13 protein-coding genes are annotated in these 21225 nt (G+C 68.2%); 5 read left to right on the forward strand and 8 right to left on the reverse strand.

Features of this window, described 5'->3' with window-relative positions; translation table 11 throughout:
• Nucleotides 1-1647: an alpha-amylase family glycosyl hydrolase gene (locus AB4Z32_RS19745; RefSeq protein ID WP_442123569.1), complete on the reverse strand. Its 1647-nt coding sequence runs from the start codon at nucleotides 1645-1647 to the stop codon at nucleotides 1-3.
• A 375-nt stretch (nucleotides 1648-2022) separates the two neighbouring features.
• Here AB4Z32_RS19745 and AB4Z32_RS19750 point away from each other — a divergent pair, with 375 nt between their 5' ends.
• From AB4Z32_RS19750 to ahr, 3 genes are all read left to right on the forward strand, one after another.
• Nucleotides 2023-3621 (forward strand): POT-type proton-dependent oligopeptide transporter, encoded by a 1599-nt coding sequence (locus AB4Z32_RS19750; RefSeq protein WP_442123570.1) that lies wholly within the window; start codon nucleotides 2023-2025, stop codon nucleotides 3619-3621.
• A gap of 19 nt (nucleotides 3622-3640) precedes the next feature.
• Entirely contained in the window at nucleotides 3641-6379 is a 2739-nt protein-coding gene (locus AB4Z32_RS19755; protein ID WP_442123571.1) for an alpha-1,6-glucosidase domain-containing protein, read from the forward strand.
• Between the two features lie 98 nt (nucleotides 6380-6477).
• Nucleotides 6478-7500, forward strand: a complete 1023-nt coding sequence (gene ahr, locus AB4Z32_RS19760; RefSeq protein WP_442123572.1) for an NADPH-dependent aldehyde reductase Ahr — start codon at nucleotides 6478-6480, stop codon at nucleotides 7498-7500.
• Here ahr and AB4Z32_RS19765 read toward each other — a convergent pair.
• Both AB4Z32_RS19765 and AB4Z32_RS19770 read right to left on the reverse strand, forming a co-directional pair.
• A complete protein-coding gene (locus AB4Z32_RS19765) occupies nucleotides 7467-8918 on the reverse strand; it encodes a nitrilase-related carbon-nitrogen hydrolase (RefSeq protein ID WP_442123573.1) in 1452 nt (483 codons plus the stop codon). The genes ahr and AB4Z32_RS19765 overlap by 34 nt on opposite strands.
• 3 nt (nucleotides 8919-8921) lie before the next feature.
• On the reverse strand, nucleotides 8922-10724 hold the full coding sequence (locus AB4Z32_RS19770; RefSeq protein ID WP_442123574.1) for an FAD-dependent oxidoreductase: 1803 nt from the start codon (nucleotides 10722-10724) through the stop codon (nucleotides 8922-8924).
• A 220-nt stretch (nucleotides 10725-10944) separates the two neighbouring features.
• Between AB4Z32_RS19770 and AB4Z32_RS19775 the strand changes: the two genes are divergently transcribed.
• Nucleotides 10945-13113, forward strand: coding sequence for a TonB-dependent receptor plug domain-containing protein (locus AB4Z32_RS19775; RefSeq protein ID WP_442123575.1), 2169 nt, complete (start codon nucleotides 10945-10947; stop codon nucleotides 13111-13113).
• 188 nt (nucleotides 13114-13301) lie between these two features.
• Here the strand turns inward: AB4Z32_RS19775 and AB4Z32_RS19780 are convergent, their stop codons facing one another.
• The 4 genes from AB4Z32_RS19780 to AB4Z32_RS19795 form a co-directional block, all read right to left on the reverse strand.
• Complete coding sequence (locus tag AB4Z32_RS19780; RefSeq protein WP_442123576.1) at nucleotides 13302-15164, reverse strand: glucokinase; 1863 nt, start codon at nucleotides 15162-15164, stop codon at nucleotides 13302-13304.
• A 141-nt stretch (nucleotides 15165-15305) separates the two neighbouring features.
• Complete coding sequence (locus tag AB4Z32_RS19785) at nucleotides 15306-16799, reverse strand: MDR family MFS transporter (RefSeq protein ID WP_442123577.1); 1494 nt, start codon at nucleotides 16797-16799, stop codon at nucleotides 15306-15308.
• 35 nt (nucleotides 16800-16834) lie between these two features.
• Nucleotides 16835-18034, reverse strand: a complete 1200-nt coding sequence (locus AB4Z32_RS19790) for an MFS transporter (RefSeq protein ID WP_442123578.1) — start codon at nucleotides 18032-18034, stop codon at nucleotides 16835-16837.
• A gap of 10 nt (nucleotides 18035-18044) precedes the next feature.
• The gene (locus tag AB4Z32_RS19795; RefSeq protein ID WP_442123579.1) at nucleotides 18045-19094 is read right to left on the reverse strand and encodes an NAD(P)-dependent alcohol dehydrogenase; all 1050 of its coding nucleotides are present in this window, start codon (nucleotides 19092-19094) and stop codon (nucleotides 18045-18047) included.
• Nucleotides 19095-19222: 128 nt separating this feature from the next.
• Here AB4Z32_RS19795 and AB4Z32_RS19800 point away from each other — a divergent pair, with 128 nt between their 5' ends.
• Complete coding sequence (locus AB4Z32_RS19800; protein ID WP_442123580.1) at nucleotides 19223-20116, forward strand: LysR family transcriptional regulator; 894 nt, start codon at nucleotides 19223-19225, stop codon at nucleotides 20114-20116.
• Here AB4Z32_RS19800 and AB4Z32_RS19805 read toward each other — a convergent pair.
• A complete protein-coding gene (locus tag AB4Z32_RS19805) occupies nucleotides 20113-21135 on the reverse strand; it encodes an acyl-CoA dehydrogenase (protein ID WP_442123581.1) in 1023 nt (340 codons plus the stop codon). The two genes, AB4Z32_RS19800 and AB4Z32_RS19805, sit on opposite strands and share 4 nt — an antisense overlap.
• Between the last annotated feature and the right edge of the window lie 90 nt (nucleotides 21136-21225).

The following is a 21225-nucleotide window of genomic DNA, read 5'->3' on the forward strand; positions in this document are numbered from 1 at the left end:
TCAGGCTTTCGCTGCCAGGCTGCCGAACCAGGCGCCATACGGCGGCAGGTTCACGGTGCTGCCCGCCACCTCGCCCGGCATGCCGTGGCCTTCGAGCCTGCTGGCGCCGGCCGCTTGCGGCCACTCGAAGCTGAGCGGCTGGTCGGTCGTGTTGAACACGGCCAGCACCGACGGGTAGCCGTCCAGGTCGCGGCGCAGGGCCAGCGCCTGTTCCGGCACGTCGTAGAAGGCGATCTCGCCGCGGGTCAGCTGCGGCATGGTGCGGCGCCAATGGATCATGGTGCGCTGGAAGTTCAGCATCGACTGCGGATCCTTGTCCTGCAGGTCTTCCGCCAAAGCCAGGTGCTCGGCCGGCACCGGCAGCCAGGGCTTGCCGGTGGTGAAGCCGCCGTTCGCGTCATGTGCGGTCCAGGGCATCGGGGTGCGGCAGCCGTCGCGGCCCTTGAACTCCGGCCAGAAGGTGATGCCGTAGGGGTCCTGCAGCAGTTCGAAGGGAACGTCCGCTTCCGGCAGCGCCAGCTCGTCGCCCTGGTAGAGGCAGGGGGTGCCCTTCAGCGACAGCTGGATCGCCAGCACCAGCTTCGACAGCGCCGGCGAAGGTTTCGCAACCGAGTCCCCACGCGCCCAGCGCGTCGCCACGCGGATCGCATCGTGGTTGCCGACCGACCAGGAGGCCCAGCCATCCTTCACGCGGGTATTGAATTCCTCGACCTGCTTGCGGATGTGGGCCGCGCTGAATTCCGGCGTCAGCAGGTTGAAGCTGTAGGCCATGTGCAGCTTGTCGCCGCCTTCGGTGTACTCGGCCATCTGGGCCAGCGCATCGTCGGACGAGACTTCGCCGATCGACACCGCGCCGAACTCGTTGAGCTGGGCGCGCACGCGCTGCAGGAAGGCGATGTTTTCCGGCTGGGTCTTGTCGTAGATGTGGGCCTGCATGCCGTAGGGGTTCACGTCCGTCACGGTCGAGGTGTCGCGCACCAGCGCCGGCGGATTGCTGCGCAGCTGGCGGTCGTGGAAGTGGAAGACGCAGGCATCCATGCGCACGCCGTCGACGCCGCGCTCGAGCCAGAAACGCTGGGCATCCAGGTGGGCCTGCTGCACGTCCGGATTGTGGAAGTTGAGCTGCGGCTGGCTGACCAGGAAGTTGTGCATGTAGTACTGCTTGCGGCGGGTATCCCACTGCCAGGCCGAACCGCCGAACACGGACAGCCAGTTGTTCGGCGGGTTGCCGTCCGCGAGCGGGTCGGCCCACACATACCAGTCGGACTTCGGGTTGTCGCGGCTGGAGCGGCTCTCGACGAACCACGGGTGGTTGTCGGCGGTGTGCGACATCACCTGGTCGATCATGATCTTCAGGCCCAGGCTATGCGCCTTGGCGACCAGGGCGTCGAAGTCGGCCAGGCTGCCGAACATCGGATCGACGTCGCAGTAGTCGGCGATGTCGTAGCCGAAGTCCTTCTGCGGCGACTTGAAGAAGGGCGACAGCCAGACGATGTCCACGCCCAGGCCGGCAATGTAATCGAGTTTGGCGGTAATGCCGGGCAGGTCGCCGACGCCGTCGCCATTGGTGTCGAGGTAGCTGCGCGGATAGACCTGGTAAATGATGGCTTCTTTCCACCACGGATTGTTGGCGTCGGGAGTGCTCATGATGATGGTGTCCGATTGGTAAATTTTTACGCAATATACAGCATCAATACTGGACTGACAATCGGGAGGAAAATGATGAGTTTTCGTAAATATCCTTGAAAATCATTGGCTTATCGAAAATCCAACTGAAGAATATACGGCTCTATAGTAGTCAAACTACAGATTCGATGTTAGGGTGGCGAACTTGCCAAAGAAGTTCTTGTTGCCAAGCTGGGCTTGCTTGCATAGCATCGCGGCAATGCCGTCGTTCCCGCGAAGGCGGGAACCCAAGTTCGTTGCGCTGCCGAGATGCATGCAACTTGGAACCCCGCCTGCGCGGGGACGACGTTTCAACGCCAACGGTGACTGAACAAGCCGAGCACAGGAGACGCCTCAATGACCCAGAACCCGCCCCCGGTCCAAACCGGCCGCATGCCCCGCCAGATCCCCTTCATCATCGCCAACGAAGGCTGCGAACGCTTCAGCTTCTACGGCATGCGCAACATCCTGACGCCCTTCCTGATCTCCTCGCTGCTGCTGTTCCTGCCCGAGGCCGAGCGCGCCGGCGAGGCCAAGCACGTGTTCCATACCTTCGTCATCGGCGTCTACTTCTTCCCGTTGCTGGGCGGCTGGCTGGCCGACCGCTTCTTCGGCAAGTACAACACCGTGCTCTGGCTCAGCCTCGTCTACTGCGCGGGTCACGCCTGCCTGGCCGCCTTCGAGAACCACCTGCAGGGCTTCTACCTGGGCCTGTTCCTGATCGCGCTGGGCTCGGGCGGCATCAAGCCGCTGGTGTCGTCCTTCGTGGGCGACCAGTTCGACCATACCAACAAGCACAAGGCCAAGCTGGTCTTCGATGCCTTCTACTGGATCATCAACTTCGGCTCCTTCTTCGCTTCGCTGCTGATGCCGATCTTCCTGCGCGACTACGGCGCCTCGGTCGCCTTCGGCATCCCCGGCATCCTGATGCTGGTCGCGACCCTGGTGTTCTGGAGCGGCCGCAAGAAGTACGTGCACGTGCCGCCGAGCCCCCCGAATCCGCACTCCTTCCTCAACGTGGCCAAGAGCGCCCTGCTGGCCAAACGCTCGGTTGATGGGCGCGAAGGCCGTCCGGGCCTGGCGGTGGCCAGCGTCGGCGCCGTCGGCGCCGTGGTCTCGCTGGCCATGACCCCGAGCTGGGGCTTCGTGATCGCCGCCTGCACGGCGCTGGTGCTGCTGCTGGCCTTCGGCGGCATCGGCGTGGCGCTGCAGCTGGAGCGGGCGCGCGGCCTGCATCCGGATGACGCCGTCGACGGCGTGCGCGGCGTGCTGCGCATCCTGATCGTGTTCGCGCTGGTGACGCCGTTCTGGTCCCTGTTCGACCAGAAGGCCTCGACCTGGATCGTGCAGGCCAATTCGATGATGCGCCCCACCCTCTCGCTGTTCGGCAGCGAATTCCGCTTCGAGCCGGCGCAGATGCAGGCCCTGAATCCGCTGCTGGTGATGCTGCTCATCCCCTTCAACAATATCGCCGTGTTCCCGCTGCTGCGCAAACTCGGCTGGGAGCCGACCGCGCTGCGCCGCATGACCGCCGGCATCGCCCTGTCCGCCCTGTCCTGGGTGGCGATCGGCACCATCCAGGTCGTGATGGATGGCGGCACCCCGGTCTCGATGGCCTGGCAGATCCTGCCCTATGCCCTGCTGACCATGGGCGAGGTGCTGGTCTCGGCCACCGGCCTCGAATTCGCCTACAGCCAGGCGCCAAGCTCGATGAAGGGCGTGATCATGGCCTTCTGGTCGCTGGCCGTCACGGTCGGCAGCCTGTGGGTGCTGATCGTGAACGCCAGCGTCAAGAACGAAGCGGTGCTCGGCCATATCGCCAATACCGGCCTGGGCGTGATGGCCTTCCAGATGTACTTCTTTGCGGCCTTCGCCTTCCTTGCGGCGCTGGTGTTCGGCTGGTACGCGACCCGCTACCGCGTGGTCGATAACTACCGCACCGAGGCAGCCGCGTGATTTTTAGATTAGTTATCCGATGACAAGCAAAACCATTACCGCTGCAGGCCTCCTGTCCCTGCTGGCCAGCAGCGGCGTCCACGCCGCGATCTCTCCCGAAGCCTGCGACAGCAAGTCCTTCCAGACCGTGCTGCACCCGGCGGCGGCATCCTTCGATGCGCGCGCCGTCTGGCTCGACCGGCGCCTGATCGCCTTCCCCGGCGCCCCCGCGGACGGCGTGTTCAAGCTCTACCACTCGCCCACCGGTTCGATCGCCGCGCCGGTCGGCGGCAAGGTTGCCGGCAGCATGGGTGCGCTGACGCTTTCCCTCGACAAGGGCGCCGTGCCGCCGGCGCTGGCGGAGCGCTTCAAATGGGTAGGCGCCGGCCCGGTGCTGCAGCTGATCGATGCCGACGTGTCGAAGATGGGCGAGCTGCACCGCCAGCAGCTGGTGCTGGTACAGGAAGATGCGCAAGGCATCGTGCGCGCGGCCACGCGCGTGCAGGTGGCGGGCGCGCTGGACGACCTGTATGCGGCCGCCGGCAACTTGGACAAGCTCGGCGTCGACATCGCCGGCAACCGTACGAGCTTCAGCCTGTGGGCGCCGACCGCCCGCCAGGCCGCCGTCTGCGTCTACAACACGGGCAGCTCGACCGCGCGCGCCGTCTACCAGCTGGCCTTCGATCCGGCCACCGGCGCCTGGAACGCCGCGGTGCCGGGCGACCTCACCGGCAAGTACTACAAGTATGCGGTCGACGTGCCGGTCGACGGCGGTGGCATCGTGCGCAACCTGGTCACCGATCCGTATTCGATCAGCCTGACCACGGACTCGAAGCGCAGCTACATCGCGCGCCTGGATTCGCCGCGCCTGAAGCCGGCCGGCTGGGATACCACGCCGGCGCCGCAGACGGTCAAGGCCCCGACCGACATGGTGGTCTACGAGCTGCACGTGCGCGACTTCTCGATCAACGACGCCAGCGTGCCGGAACGCCTGCGCGGCAAGTACGGCGCCTTCACCCGCCCCGACTCGAACGGCATGCGCCACCTGGCCGCGCTGGCGAAGAGCGGCCTGACCGACATCCACCTGCTGCCCGTCTACGACATCGGCAGCGTGCCGGAAGCGGGCTGCGCGGTGCCCAAGCCTTCCGGCGCGCCGGACAGCGAGGCCCAGCAGGCGCTGGTCAGGAAGACCGCGGAAACCGACTGCTTCAACTGGGGCTACGATCCCTACCACTACAACGCGCCGGAAGGCAGCTACGCCACCGATCCGGGCGACGGTGCGCGCCGCGTGGTCGAGTTCCGCGAGATGGTCGACGGCCTGCACAAGCTGGGACTGCGGGTCGGCATGGACGTGGTGTTCAACCACACCTTCAGCGCCGGTCAGGTTGAAAAATCGGTGCTCGACCGCATCGTGCCCGGCTACTACCACCGCCTGAACGCGCTAGGGGGCATCGAACGCTCGACCTGCTGCGACAACACGGCCACCGAAAACCTCATGATGGGCAAGCTGATGATCGATTCGGTGGCCCTGTGGGCGACCCAGTACAAGATCGATTCCTTCCGCTTCGACCTGATGGGGCACCAGCCGCGCGCCACCATGGAACAGCTGCAGCGGACCGTGAACGCCGCCGCCGGCCACTCCATCCAGCTGCTCGGCGAAGGCTGGAACTTCGGCGAAGTCGCCAACGGCGCGCGCTTCGTGCAGGCTTCCCAGCTCTCGCTGAACGGTAGCGGCATCGGCACCTTCAACGACCGCACCCGCGACGCCGTGCGCGGCGGCTCGGCCGGCGATTCCGGCGAAGCGCTGTTCGCGCGCCAGGGCTGGATCAACGGCCTGGTCTACGACCCGAACGGCCACGGCCAGCACGATCAGCGCGAACTGCTGCGCGCCGCCGACATGGTGCGCGCCGGCCTGGCGGGCTCGATCCGCAGCTATCCGCTGCAGACCTTCGACGACAAGACCGTGCCGCTCGAAGCGATCGACTACGGCGGCCAGCCGGCCGGCTACGCCAGCGAGCCGTCGGAAGTCGTCAACTACGTCGAGAACCACGACAACCAGACCCTGTTCGACAACAACGTGTTCAAGCTGCCGGCTTCGACCCCGTCGTTCGAGCGCGCCCGCGTGCAGGTGCTGGGCATGGCCGTCGACGCCTTCGCGCAAGGCATCGCCTACTATCACGCCGGCATCGACGTGCTGCGGTCGAAGTCCCTGGACCGCAACAGCTTCAACTCGGGCGACTGGTTCAACCGCCTCGACTGGACCTACCGCGACAACTACTTCGGTACCGGCCTGCCGCCGCTTGACGACAACGGCAAGGACTACGCGCTGCTGCAACCCCTGCTGGCCAACCCGGTCTTCAAGCCCGCGCCATCGGATATCGCCTTCGCGCGCGACGCCTTCCGCGACCTGCTGGCGATCCGCGCCAGCTCGACGCTGTTCCGCCTGCCGAGCGCCGCGGAGATCAAGCGCCGCCTGCGCTTCTTCAACACCGGTTCAAGCCAGAACCCGACCGTGGTCGCCGCCCACCTGGACGGCGCGGGCTACGCGGGCGCCAACTATCCGGGAGCTAACTACAGGGGGCTCAGCTACTTCATCAACGTCGACAAGGTCGGCCACACCGTGACCGATCCCCGGGCGGCCGGCAAGGCGCTGCGCCTGCATCCGGTGTTCCTGGCACCGAACGCGGCCGACAAGCGCGCGAGCCAGGCGAGCTTCGATCCGGCCACCGGCGCGTTCATCATTCCGCCGCGCACGGCGGTGGTGTTCGTGGAGGACTGAGGTGCTTGGCACCGGCGCTGACGCATCCAGGCAGAAACGAAACACGCCTTGAGCAGCGCCGGTGCTAGACTTTCTCCCTCACTTCAGGGAGAACCGGCATGGAAAAGATCCGGGCCTGGGCCGCACAGTCCGCGGGCGGCCAGCTTGTTCCTTTTGACTACGATCCGGGGGCGCTGGACCCGGAAGACGTCGAGATCAAGGTCGAGTATTGCGGCGTCTGCCACTCCGACCTGTCGATGCTCGACAATGAATGGGGCATCACCACCTATCCCTTCGTGCCGGGACACGAAGCGATCGGGCGCGTGGTCGGCCTCGGCGCCATCGCGCAGACCAAGGGCCTGACGCTCGGCCAGCGCGTCGGCGTCGGCTGGAACGTGCGCAGCTGCCAGCATTGCGCGGCCTGCCTGCGCGGCGACTTCCAGCTCTGCGAGACCGTGCAGGCGACCATCGTCGGCCACCACGGCGCCTTTGCCGACCGCGTGCGCGCCCATTGGGTGTGGAGCGTGCCGATCCCGAATGCGCTGGCGTCGGGCAATGCGGGGCCACTGCTGTGCGGCGGCATCACCGTGTTCGCGCCGCTGCTGCAGCTGCACGTGCCGCCGACCGCGCGTGTGGCGGTGTTCGGCATCGGCGGACTGGGGCACATGGCCCTGATGTTCACGAAGGCCTGGGGCTGCGAGGTCACGGCCTTCACCTCCTCGCCCAGCAAGGTGCAGGAGGCGATGTCCTTCGGCGCCCACCATGTGGCGTCGAGCCGCTCCGAAGCCGACATGCAGCGCCTGGCGGGCAGCTTCGACTTCGTCTTCATCACCGCCAACGCGCCGCTCGACTGGGATGCCGTGATCGGCTTGCTGGCGCCCGGCGGCCGCCTGCACTTCCTGGGCGCCGTGCTGGAACCGGTGCCGGTGCAGGTGATGAGCCTGGTGATGGGGCAGCGCGCGATATCGGCCTCGCCGACCGGCAGCCGCGCCCAGATCGACACCATGCTGCGCTTCGCCACCCATCACCACGTCGCGCCCAAGGTCGAGCATTTCCCGATGAGCCGGGTCAACGAGGCGATGGACCACCTGCGTGCCGGCAAGGCCAGTTACCGGATCGTGCTCGACGCCGATTTCGCGTAGGCGAGGCCAGTCCAGCGGCGGCCGCCGAAGCAGGCCAGCAGCAGTGCCGCCGCCGTGCACAGCCAGCCGAACAGGTCGCCGCTGCGGGTGTAGGGCGTCGTTCCCGGCAGCGCCGCCGGCACCCGGCCCAGCAGGGTCGCGCCGGGCAGCGCCGCCGAGGGCGCCGACGCCGTCACGCGGCCGTAGGCATCGCTGATCGTCAGCAGGCCTTCGCGCGCCGCGCGCAGCATCGGCATGCCGGTTTCCACGCCGCGCACGGCGGACAGGCGCGCCGCATAGTCGCCGTCCTCGCCGAAGTCCCATGCCGGCACCAGCAGGGCCTGGGCGCCCAGTTCCGCATAGTCGCGTCCCATCGCTGCAAAATGCACGTCCTTGCAGATCGCCAGGCCATAGCGGTGTCCCGCCATCGCCTGCACCGCGAATGCGGAGCCGGCGGCGAAGTCGCGCTCGGGCGGCGCCAGGTGGTGCTTGACGTAGTCGGCGGCGAGCCTGCCGTCGGGTGCGAACAGCCACAGGCGGTTGGTCCTGTGGCCGTCGTCGATGCCGACACCCAGGGCCAGCCAGACCTTGGCGCGGGCAGCCAGCGCCGCCATCCTCGATCGCAGCGGCTCCGCTTGCGCCGGCCGCAGCACCGCGATCTTCTCGGGCAGCAGCACCAGCCGCGCGCCCTGCCCCGCCAGGGTGTCGACATGGTGCTCGTAGTGCGTCCAGATGCGCTCGACCTGGGCGGCCGGTACGCGCGGGCCGATGAAATCGTCGATCACCGCCATGCCGACCAGCTCTCCCTGCGCCGGCACAGCCGCCGGGATGCGGGCAAAGCCGAAGCCCAGGCAGCCGGCAGCCAGCAGCAGCGAAGCGGCCAGCGGCCAGCGCGCCGCCCGCCAGCCGTGCACGGTCGCCCACGCCAGCGCGGCCGGCAGCAGCGACAGCACGAACACCAGCCCGGACACGCCCAGCAGCGAGGCGAGCTGCAGCGCGGGCGGGAAGCCGGCCTGGGAATAGGCGATGCTGTCGAAGTTGCCGTCCGGGTGAAAGTGGGCCAGCAGGGTGTCCGCCGCACACCACATCAGCGGATAAGCCAGCACCGTCCACGGCGACGGCGACGCCAGCATCACGCGCCGCGCCTGCGACACCACCAGCACCCACAACAGCGCCAGCAGCAGGGTCACGAACAGCGCCGGCGCCAGCGGCATCACCAGGGTGTGGTAGTGCAGGTCGGCGCTGGCGCCGATCAGGCCGGCCAGCAAAGACCAGCCCAGGGCCATGCGCTTGGAGCTGCGCAGCGCGGCCACCAGCAGCGGCGCCGGCGCCACCCAGGCCAGCCACCAGACCGGATGCAGGCCGAAACTCCAGCGCAGCATCAACCCGCCGAGAACCGCCAGCGCGGCGTTGAGCAAGTGCTTACGATCGATGCGCATCGCTCAGGCCTTGCGCGTGAAACCGTCCGCGCTCCATTGCTCGCTGCCCACGCCATGGCGGACCGTGAACAGGCCGTCCGGATCGTAGCGCTCCTTCACCTGCAGCAGCTTCGGATAGTTGGGTCCCCAGTAGGTATCCTGCCAGCGCTGCTGGAAGAAGTCGCTTTCCGAGACATAGGTGCCGGCATTCGGCGCCACCTTGCGCAGCGGGTCCATCGCCCGGCGGATCTTGGCGGCGCGGCGGCGCGCCTCCTGTTCGTCGACGTTCGCGCCCGGCATGCCGGGATAGGCCGGATCGCCGCCGCCGGCAATGATGGCGAGTGCGAAGGCATCGACCACGCCGGGGTGGGTCGCCGTATCGCGGGTCGCCGCAAGCGCCTGCGGCGGCGCGCCGGCGATCCCCTTGTTGAAGTGCAGCTCGACCCACCACTGCTGCGAAGCCGCGCACAGGCTGTCCACCAGCCGCGCCTGGGCGCCCTCTTCCAGCAAGGCAGCCGGCAGCCAGCTCGATTCGTAGCCGTGGATATACCAGCCGACCTGGCCGCGGTCGCCCTGCCACACGGCGTGATGGGCAGGCGCGCCTTCGCGGTCGTCGCGCGCCATGATGGCGGGCGCGGTCTTTTCCCAGAACGCCGCGTCCCAGAAGCGGCGCGCCGGCACCGCCATGATGGTCGGCTCCTTGAAGCTGTAGTCGCCGCTGGCGCGCACCCAGTCGAGGAAGGGTGCCCAGACCGCCTTCGCCTGGGCGCCGTCCAGGCCCTGGAAGACCATCGCCAGGTGCAGCTTCCTGCCCTCGCGCAGGGACACCTGCTCGCCCCAGTGTTCGTTGAACAGGCGCTCGCGGTAGAAGGCGATGAAGCATGCGACCAGGGCCTTGAATGCCGCGTCAGAATCCGCCGTGATGTCGCCGAACACGCCGCCGAAGGTCGCCGGCAGTTCGTGGGTGCGCAGGGTGAGCCGCGTGACCACGCCGAAGGTGCCGCCGCCGCCGCCCTTGAGGGCCCAGAACAGCTCGGGATTGGTGTGCGCGTTGGCGATCCGGACCTGGCCGTCGGCGGTGACGATTTCCGCTTCGAGCAGGCTGGCCGCGGCGCTGCCGTAGCGCTTCGAGAAGCTGCCGAAGCCGCCGCCCGTCACCAGCCCGGCCACGCCCACCGTGGTACAGCCGCCGCCCTGCACGTAGCGGCCGGCCTTGGTGGTCACGGCCGTGTAGGCGTCGATCCACATCGCGCCGGCGCCGACGCTCACCGCCGGCAGCGCCTCGGCCTGCGTGCCACCTTGCGGCACGAAGGCGTCGATCAGGGTGACGTCGTTCATGGCGCGGGTCCACACCAGCAGCGAATCCGGCGCGTTCGAGCCGCCCTTGTAACTGTGGCCGCCGCCCTTGACCACCAGGCGCAGCTTGTGGGTGCGGGCGAAGTTTACGGCGGCGGCGACGTCAAGCGCATTGCGCGCCGCGACCGCATAGGCGCTCGGCTGCGACAGCCAGGCGTCCTGCCAGCCGCTGGTCTGGGTCAACGCGGGATTGTCGCCGACGGCGTAGGGATTCTTCAGCTGCTCGCGGGTCGCCGCGCAGGCGCTGGCATCGGTGGCGCAGCCGGCGAAGGGCGAGGCCAGCTTCAGCAGCCGTCCGGAGGTGGCGCGGCGCAGGCCTTCCCAGTCGGCGGCGCCTGGCCAGCCGGGCGTACCGGGGCGCACGCGGTACAGCACCGCCTTCCCCTTCGCCTGCGCCCGCGCCAGTCCGGGCAGGCCGCCCGCTACCAGCGCGGCACCCAGGGAAGCTTTCAAAACCTCGCGTCGTTTCATGCTTCATCCCTCGTTGTTGGTTTGTTCGCAACAAGGATGCAGGAAGCCGGACGGCCGGGCAAACACTTTGTGGCGAAACGGGATTGGCCGGGGGCGAAGTGGCTACCTTCCACGTGATAGAAATTTATATTGCTATTACATGGAAGTTAACGCTACATTTGTCACGCAATGCCATACCAACAAGGAGAATCCGCCCATGCCGCCTGCCCGACCTGTCCCCATGCTTCAGCGCCGCCTGTCGCGCCTCGCCCTCCTGCCCGCCGCCCTGGGCGCCGCACTTTCCGCCCATGCCCAGCAAACCGGCGTCGGCGCGGCGGTCCAGCAGGTGCAGGTGCAAGGCAGCACGGCCGCCTACGATGCGCGCCGCGACGATACCGCCATGAAGACCGTCGTCCGCCACGACGAGATCGTACGCTACGGCGACACCAGGCTGTTCGAGGTCCTGAAGCGCATCCCGGGCGTGACCGTGAACGGCGCCGCCGCCCGTGGCGGCGAGGTGCGCATGCAGGGCCTGGGCAGCGGCTACACGCAGCTGCTGGTGAACGGCGAACGCCCGCCCGCCGGCATGCAGGTCGACACCCTGGCGCCCGAGATGGTCGAGCGCATCGAAGTGATGCGCGCCGCCAGCGCCGAGTTTTCGATGGAGGGCATCGCCGGCACCATCAACATCGTGCTGAAGAAAACGGTGCGCAAGCCCGAACGTGAGCTGAAGATCGGCTACGGCATCGGGCGCGACACCCGTAGTCCGAACGCCAGCCTGCGCCTGGCCGACCGCGACGGCGCCTTCGGCTACGAACTGGCGGGCAGCCTGGTGCACGACGGCTTTCGCGGCGAGGCGCCGGGCCGCGAGGAAGCCACCGACGCCGCCGGCCGCCGGACCCTGCTGCGCACCACGGCCGGCCACGAGGACGGCAGGATGACGACCCTGAACCTGACACCCAAACTGCAGTGGAAGCTCGACGGCGGCGATACGCTCGGCCTGGAGACCTTCCTGAACCTGAACCGCTTCCGCACCGGCGTGAATGCGCCCACCGCCACCGTGCTCGGCGAGCTTCCGCCTTATCCGGACAAGCAGTTCGGGATGGCCAACGACAACGACGTCCTGCGCAGCACCCTGGAATGGACGCATGCGCTGGCGTCCGGCGCGCGGCTGGAGGCCAGGCTCGGCGTCTCCGCCAGCCGCACCGACAACACGACCCGGCGCACGGCCGGCGGCAATCCGGCAGTCGGGCCGCTCACGCGCAGCATCGATTCGCGCGGCCGCGACCGCGGCCTGAGCACGACCGGCAAATATACGGTGCCGCTGTTCGACGGCCATGCGCTGGCGCTGGGCTGGGATGGCGCCTGGGACCGCCGCAGCGATGCGCGGCGCGAGCGCGACTACCTCGACCCCGCGGCGCCCATTCCCGCCGGCGACGAACATGACAGCGGCCACGTGGCGCGCCTGGCGGGCTATGCCCAGGACGAGTGGACGCTCACACCGCAACTCTCGCTCTACCTCGGCGCGCGCTGGGATGGCGTGCGCATCGAGGCCGACGGCAACACCTTCGGCACGGCGCGCTCGCGCTCCGGCGTCTTCAGCCCGGTGCTGCAGGTGCTGTACAAGCCGCCCGGCATGAAAGACGACCAGCTGCGGCTGGCCGTGGCGCGCACCTACAAGGCGCCCGGCATGGACCAGCTGCTGCCGCACCGCTACACCTCGGTCAACAACAACCCGGCCGAGCCGGATACCGAGGGCAACCCGAGCTTGAGACCGGAACTGGCGCTCGGCATCGACGCCGCCTGGGAACACCGCTGGGCGGAAGGCGCGATGCTGGCGCTGAGCGCGTCCACGCGCCGCATCGACGACTACACGCGCTCGCTGGTGGTGTTCGACGGCGCGCGCTGGATCGCCCTGCCCGTCAACGTCGGCAAGGCGCGCACCCGTACGCTGCAAGTGGAGACGGTCTTCCCGCTACGGACGCTGATGGATGGCGCGCCGCCGCTCGAACTGCGCGCCAACGTCGCGCGCAACTGGTCCAATGTGGATGGGGTGCCGGGACCCGATAACCGGCTCGACGAGCAGGTGCCGCTGTCGGCCAATCTCGGCGCCGACTACCAGGGCGAACGGATGACGGCAGGTGCGAACTTCGGCTTTCGCAAGGGCGGGCGGGTGGCGGTGGCGGCCAACCAGGCGGCCTGGCTGCACGTACAGCGCGATCTCGAACTGTACGCGCTGTGGCCGGTCGACAGGCGCAGCCGGCTGCGCATCAGCGCCGCCAACCTGCTGGGAATGGACATGGTCAACGAGCGCAGCTACACCGACCTCGCCAGCGGGACGACCCTACGCAACCGGATCGCCAACATCGGCCATCCGAGCCTGAAGCTGACCCTCGAGTCCAGCTTCTGAAGGAGCGGAGGACGGCTGTTCCGCCGCCCTGCCCGGGCCGGGACAGAATGCGCACAGCATGATCAGCGTGGCCATGATCGCCAGCCGCTTGATGTCATCCGGATGCATCATGGCAGTCTCCAATGAGGGAAGATCCCTCATTGTGGAATGCCATACGGAAACGTTCTTGATCCAGCCGGACCCGTCGATCAGATGTCCAGGTGGGAGATCAGCAGGCGCCGGCGCTCGCTGTCGCCTTCGCCGCTGTCGCCGGTCTCCTGTCCCAGCGAGATCCCGACCGCCATGATGTCGATGAGGAGCAGTTGCAGGATGCGCGAGATCATCGAGAGGAAGGTCGTGCTGTCTTCGCTATGGTCGACCGCCAGGCAGATGCTGGCCTTCCGCGCCAGCGCCGATTTGCTGCTGGTGATGGCGATGACGTCGGCGCCCGCCGCGCGCGCGGTGTCGACGGCCGACAGCAGCTCGGGCAGCTGGCCGGTGGTCGAGATCGCGATCACGACGTCGCCCGGACCGAGCAGCTCGGCGGCCAGCCCGAACAGGTGGGAGTCGCCATAGGACGAGGTCGGAATGCGGAAGCGGAAGAACTTGTGCTGGCCGTCCAGCGCCACCACGCGCGAATTGCCCATCGCGTAGAACTCGACCCGCTTGGCGCGGCGCAAAATCTCGATGGCGCGGTCGATCGAGTTCACGTCCAGCTGGTCGCGGAACTTCAGGATCGCCGATACCGTGTTGTCGATGACTTTCGCCGACAGGTCGTGGGTGCTGTCGGTCATGCGCACCTGGCTGTGGCGCACGGGGATGGTGCCGGTCAGGCTGCCCGCGAACTTGAGCTTGAAGTCGGCCAGGCCGGAAAAGCCCAGCGAGCGGCAGAAGCGGATCACGGTCGGCTGGCTGACGTCGGCCAGCTTCGCGATCTCGGCGATCGGCTCGGACAGCACCTTGCGCGGATGCTCGAGCACCAGGGTCGCCACGCGCTGCTCGGCCGGCGACAGCTCGTGCTGCAGGTGCTGCACGCGCTCCATCAGGGTATTGGCGCCGGTGCGGCCGCGCAGGTGCTCGGAGAGGATGCTCGCCACGCCATACAAGGCCGGATTCGGCGTCATGATGACGTAGGTCGGGATCTGCGCCAGGTAATCCGAGAAGCGGCCCTTGGCTTCGAAGCGGGCGCGGAACGGCGACGTGGCGAACCACTGCGCCACGCGCGGCACGATGCCGCCGCCGATGAAGATGCCGCCGAAGGCGCCCAGGGTCACCGCCAGGTTGGCCGCGGCGCCGCCCAGCATGCCGGCGAAGCATTCCAGCACTTCCAGGCACAGCGGGTCGTTCTGCTCGAGCGCGCAGCTGACGATCTCCGCGGCGTTGCGGCTGGGCGCGCCGGCCTTGTTACGCAGCGCCAGCGCGCGGTAGATGATCTCCATGCCGGGGCCGGAGATCAGGCGCTCGTTCGACACGTGCTGCCACTCGCGCCAGGCGTACTGCAGGATCGCGAATTCGCGCTCGTCGGCCGGTGCGAAGTTGACGTGGCCGCCCTCGCTGCCGAGAGTGACGAAACCGTCGACGGTCGGGATCACGCCCGACACACCGAGACCCGTGCCCGGCCCCAGCACACCGGCCACCGCATGCGGCTGCGGCTTGCCGCCGCCGATCTGCAGCAGCTCTTCCGGCTTGAAGCCCGGCAGCGCCATCGCCAGCGCCGTGAAGTCGTTCACGATCAGCAGCGTGGTCAGGCCGAGCGCGCGCCGCACCTCGTCGGTCGAGAACTGCCAGTCGCGGTTGGTCATGCGGATGAAATCGCCGCTGATCGGATTCGCCAGCGCGAAGGCGGCATGGCTGATGCGCACGCCGCTGGTCTGCGCCAGATAGGCGTTCAGCAGCGCGACGATGCCGGGATAGTCGTCGCACAGCAGCACGGCGACGTTGCGCAGCACGCCGGGCGCGCTCTCCAGCGCAAAGCGCGCATGGGTCGCGCCGATGTCGGCCAGCAGGCGGGGCCCGTCGGAATAGGCTGCGCGGGGTTGCTTTTGTTCGGTGGTGTCGGGCTCGATGGTCATTGCGCTAGGATACCATTGATTGATTGGCACCAAAACGCCTCGCTCGTCGTTCCCGCGAAGGCGGGAACCCAAGTTCTCTCAGCGCTATCGAAACGCAAACAAACTTGGATCCCCGCCTTCGCGGGGACGACGAGCTATTAACTACTCCGCCTGCGCCGGCTGCGGCACCGAAGCCCCCTCCACCCGCACATCCGGCATGAACAGCAAAATCAGCAGCGCCACCAGCACGATCGCGGTACCGGCGCCGAAGATGTTGGCGATGGCGTGCCGGTAGACCTCGCGCATGGCCGGGTCGAGCACCGTGCCGGTGCCGGCGCTGGCCGCCGCCTCGATGCCGTGGGCGTGCAACTGGTGGGCCAGGATCGCGCCGGAGCCGGTCACGCCCAGCAGGCCGCCGAGCGAGCGGAAGAAGGTCAGCATGGCGGTGCCGACGCCGCGCCGCGCCACCGGCAGCGCGCTCTGCACGACGATGGTCATGTTCGGCATCACCAGGCCCAGGCCGGCGCCCAGCAGGAAGATCGGCGGTTCGATGAACAGGTAGCCGCGGCCGCTGCCCATGGCCCAGGCCAGCATGCCGAAGGCGGCCACTGACACCGCCAGCCCCACCACTTGCACCTCCTTGTACCTGTTGGCGCGCGCCACCAGGCGGCCGATCACCGCCGACGACAGGATCATCCCGGCCATCATCGGCACCGTCAGCATGCCGGAATTCGCCGGGCTGCTGCCCATCACGAGCTGGAAGAACAGCGGGAAGAACACGCTCGATCCCATCAGGCCGACGAAGCTCAGCGCCATCACCGCGCTGGCCAGGTTGAACACGCGGTTGCCGAACAGGTCGGGCGGCAGCACCGGCTCGGCGGCGCGGCGCAGGTGCACGACCAGCCAGGCGCCCAGCACCACCGTGAGCGCGGCGCAAAGCTTGATCTCCGGCGCGCTCCAGGCCCACTCGGTGCCGCCCAGGGCCAGGATCAGCAGCAGCGAGACGATGCTGCCGGTGAGCAGGACCGAGCCGAGGTAGTCGATGCGGTGCGCGTGCGTGACGACGGGCTTGCGCAGCGAGCGCGCGATCGACCAGCAGGCGAAGGCGCCCACCGGCAGGTTGATGAAGAAGATCCAGTGCCAGGACAGCAGGTCCGTCATCAGGCCGCCCAACACCGGGCCGAGCACGCTGGTGACGGCGAACACGATGGCGATCGAGCCCTGGCGCTTGGCGCGGTCCTTGGGCGCCACCAGGTCGGAGATGATGATCTGGGCCAGCGGCATGAAGCCGCCGGCGCCCATGCCCTGGATGGCGCGGAACACGATCAGCTCCGTCATGCCGCCGGCCAGGCCGCACAGGACCGAACCGACCAGGAAGGTGGCGAGGGCCGTGAAGATCATCGGACGGCGGCCGTACTGGTCGGCCATCTTGCCGTACAGCGGCATGGTGGCGGTCGAGGCCAGCACGTAGGCGGTCACCACCCAGGACAGGTGGGCCATGCCGCCGAGGTCGGCGACGATGCGCGGCAGCGCGGTGGCGACGATGCTCTGGTCGAGGGCGCCCAGGCCGAGCACGGCCATCAGGGCGAAGTAGACGGCGCGGATTTCCTTCTCGGAAACCGGCGCGGGCGAGGTGGCGTGCGGATTCTGGGTCATGGGCTCATCTTACGACAAGACCCGTGAATTCAGCGCTAGCGTTCACCCTTCCCCGCCTGCCTTCCCGCCAGCCAGGCCAGCACCGCGCCCGCCACCAGCACCGCCGCGCTCAGGCCGAAGCTGGCCCGGTAGCCGCTGGCATCGAAGAGGATGCCGCCGATGGTCGCGCCGGAGGCGATCGCCAGCTGCACCACCGCCACGATCAGGCCGCCCCCCGCCTCCGCATCACGCGGCAGGGTGCGCGCCAGCCAGGTCCACCAGCCGACCGGCGCGGCGGTGGCGACCAGGCCCCACAGGCCGAGCAGCACGGCGGTGGCGGGCAGCGAGGAACCGAAGGCCATCAGGGCCAGGCCGATCGCCGCCATGACGAGCGGGATGACGACCAGGGTGCGGTACAGCTGCCTTTCCAGCACCGCGCCGATCAGGGTGGTGCCGATGAAGCCGGCCACGCCGACGATCAGCAGCAGGCCCGAGACCATCGACACGCCCGCATGGGTCACGTTCTCCAGGAAGGGCCGCAGGTAGGTGAAGAGCGCGAACTGTCCCATGAAGAACAGCGCGGTGCCCGCCATCCCCAGCGCCACCACCGGACGCTTCAGCAGCCGGAAGGCGGCGCCCGCCCCTGCCCCGCCCGCGGCATGCATCTTGGGCAGGCTGAAGAACTTCCAGCCGAAGGCGATGGCGGCCACCGGCACCACGGCGAAGAAGGCGCCGCGCCAGCCGATGACGCCGCCCAGGAAGCTGCCCAGCGGCGCCGCCACCACGGTCGCCAGTGCGTTGCCGCCGTTGACGATCGCCAGCGCCTTCGGCACCGCGCGCTCCGGCACCAGCCGCATCGCGGTTGCCGCCGACATCGACCAGAAGCCGCCGATCGCCACGCCGATGAAGGCGCGGCCGACCATGAAGACCGTGTAGTCGGGCGCGAAGGCGGCCACCGTACCCGACACCATCATCATCAGGGTCAGGGCCAGCAGCAGCACCTTGCGGTCCAGCCGTCCGGCCAGCGGCGCGATGAACAAACTCGTCACCAACGCAAACGCGCCGGACACCGAGATCGCCTGGCCGGCCTGGCCTTCGCTGATGTGCAGGTCGGCGGCCACCGGCGTCAGCAGGCTGACCGGCATGAATTCGGAAGCCACCAGCACGAAGGCGCCGAGCGCCATCGCGAACACCGCGCCCCATGCCGCCGGCTTGTCTTCCACTTCCGCCGCAGCGGCAGGGAGTCGCATGTCCATAGCCGTCTCCTCAAGCCGCCAGGGTCGCGCTGTCGATCACGAAGCGGTACTTGACGTCGCCCTTGAGCATGCGCTCGTAGGCGGCGTTGATCTCGTCCGCGCGAATCATCTCGATGTCGGACACGATGCCGTGCTCGGCACAGAAGTCCAGCATCTCCTGGGTTTCCGGGATCCCGCCGATCATCGAGCCGGCCAGTGCGCGGCGCTTGGTGATCAGGTTGAACACCTGCGGCGACGGGTGCGGCGTGGCCGGCGCGCCGACCAGCACCATGGTGCCGTCGCGCTTCAGCAGGTTCAGGTAGGCGTCGAGGTCGTGCGGCGCCGCCACGGTATTCACGATCAGGTCGAGCGTCTTGGCACGCGCAGCCATCGCTGCCGGGTCCCTGGACACGACCACTTCATGCGCACCCAGCGCTTCCGCGTCCTTGCGCTTCGATTCCGAGGTCGTGAAGGCGACCACGTGGGCGCCCATCGCGCGCGCCAGCTTGATGCCCATGTGGCCGAGGCCACCGATGCCGACGATGCCAACCAGCTTGCCGGGGCCGGCCTTCCAGTGGCGCAGCGGAGAATACGTGGTGATGCCGGCGCACAGCAGCGGCGCGACGGCGGCCAGCTGGTCTTCCGCGTGCTTCACGCTCAGCACGAAGCGCTCGTGCACGACGATCTGCTGCGAGTAGCCGCCCAGCGTATGGCCGGGGGCGTCCCGGGTCGGGCCGTTGTAGGTGCCGACCATGCCGTCGCAGTACTGCTCCAGGCCTTCGTCGCAGTCGGCGCAGTGCTGGCAGCTGTCGACCATGCAGCCGACGCCGACCAGGTCGCCGACCTGGTGCGTGTGTACGTGATCGCCAACCGCCGACACCCGCCCGACGATCTCGTGGCCCGGCACGCAGGGAAACAGTGTCCCGGCCCATTCGGCGCGCACGGTGTGCAGGTCGGAATGGCAGACGCCGCAGAAGGCGATGTCGATCTGGACATCGTGCGGACCCGGCGCGCGGCGGGTGATGTCCATCGATTCCAGCGGCTTGTCGCTGGCATAAGCACCATAGGCTTTCACAGTCATGCTGGTTCCTTTCGTTCGCAAAGAGCGCATGATACGAGCAAACAGAACCGCAAAACGGTGCCGGAATTGCATGGGCTTATGAATGCAGCTCATGAATCGGATGGTTAATTAACGCTAAACTGTCATCAATGGCCCGCGAAAACATCAACGATATCCTCGTCTTCCTCGCCGTCGCGCGCGAACGCAGCTTCACGCGCGCGGCGGCCAAGCTCGGCATGACGCAATCGGCGCTCAGCCACATCATCCGCGGGCTGGAGGAACGCCTGGGCGTGCGCCTGCTGACCCGCACCACGCGCAGCGTCTCGCCCACCGATGCCGGCGAGCGCCTGCTGCAGAACGTGGGACCGCGGCTGGAAGAGATCGAGGCCGAGATCGCCGCCGTCAGCGACCTGGGCGACAAGCCGGCCGGCCTGGTGCGCATCACCGCCATCGACCACGTGGTCGACAGCGTGCTGTGGCCGCGCCTGGCGCCGCTGCTGCCGCAGTATCCCGACCTGCACGTGGAAATGAGTTCGGACTATCGCCTGGTCGACATCGCCGCCGAACGCTACGACATCGGCGTACGCTGGGGCGACCAGGTCGACAAGGACATGATCGCGGTGCGCCTGACGCCGGACATGAAGATGATGGTGGTCGGCGCCCCGGCCTACTTCGCGCACCGGCCGGTGCCAGGCTCGGCCCAGGACCTCATGAAGCACAACTGCATCAACCTGCGCCTGGCCAGCAGCGGCGGCCTGTATGCCTGGGAGCTGCGCCACGAAGGCCGCGACATGGAAGTGCGGGTGCGCGGCCAGCTCACCTTCAACAGCGCCTACCAGATCCTGCATGCGGCGCTCGACGGCTGCGGCCTGGCCTTCATCCCGGAAGACCTGGCCGGCGTCCACGTGCGCGCCGGACGCCTGCAAAGCGTGATGGAAGACTGGTGCCCGAGCTTCCCGGGCCTGCACGCCTACTATCCGAGCCGGCGCCAGAACTCGCGCGCGCTGGCGCTGGTGATCGAGGCGATCCGCTACAAGGACTAGCACAGCTTCGCCAGGTCCTTCCTGAGCTGCACCACGGTGGGCGTCACGACGTTCAGGAAAGCCGCTTCGCGCGAGCGCCGGGCAAAGTCCCTGCCTTCGCTGCCCAGCAGGGCGCGTCCGCCGAGGGCCTGCAGCTCCAGCCGCACCGCATCCGCCGCCATCTCGACCATGCGCAGGCGCAGCTCCAGCAGTTCGCGCGGCCGTTCGCGCAGGCGGCCCCCGTCCAGGCCCGCAAGCAGGGCCGCGTCAAGATCCTGCGTTGCCGATTCGAGTGCCGCCAGCTCGGCGGACTGCGCGCCGGCGAGCGCCTCCCGCGCGGCCCGCAGCGATGCGCGCGCCAGGCCCAGCCCCAGTCCGCACTGGAGCCCGACGAAGACCGGACGGATGGCGGGCAGGAAGACCCGCGCCTGCGGATGCAGTTGCCAGGACTCTTCGACCGGCACCTCGTCCAGGTGCAGCGCCGCCGTATTCGTGCCGCGCAGCGCCAGCAGCTCGAGGTCCGGCGTCCGCCGCAGGCCCTGCGCATCGTGCGGCACGGCGAACACGGCGGGATTGTCGCCCTGCGCATCCCCGGCCGCGATCGCGGCGACGAAGCCCTGGCGGCGCAGGTTGCTGGCCCAGGGCACGGCGCCGTGCAGGCGCACGCCCCCGGGTCCGGTCGTGAAGGACGTGCGCAGGCGATCCAGGCCGCCCAGGAACTTCATCGCATTCGACAGCCCCGGCGCGCCGGCGAGCCGTCCCTGTTGCAGATCCGGCATGAGGCGTGCGGCCAGTTCCCGGTTCGGGCTGGCGAGCAGGCATTCCATGAAGGCGCGCTGCGCCCAGAACACGAAGGCGGCGCTGAGCGAATGTTCGGCGAGCGCCGCGACCACGCGCACGGCGCTGCCCGGCGTACCGGCTGCGAACAGGCCGGATTGCGCCAAACGCGCGAGCAAACCATCCCCTTCATCGGCACGCGTATCGAGTGCTTCCGCACGCTCCCTGATCCAGTCGACAAGCGATTCATCCAGCACGGCCATGGTTCCACGAATATGAGATTGCATTCATGGTAAGCGAAAACAAGGTCCATACATGCGCCGGCACCGGGATAGGTACTCTCCCAGCAGAAA

The sequence above is a fragment of the Massilia sp. 2TAF26 genome, assembly GCF_052115005.1.
Taxonomy (GTDB): domain Bacteria; phylum Pseudomonadota; class Gammaproteobacteria; order Burkholderiales; family Burkholderiaceae_D; genus Telluria.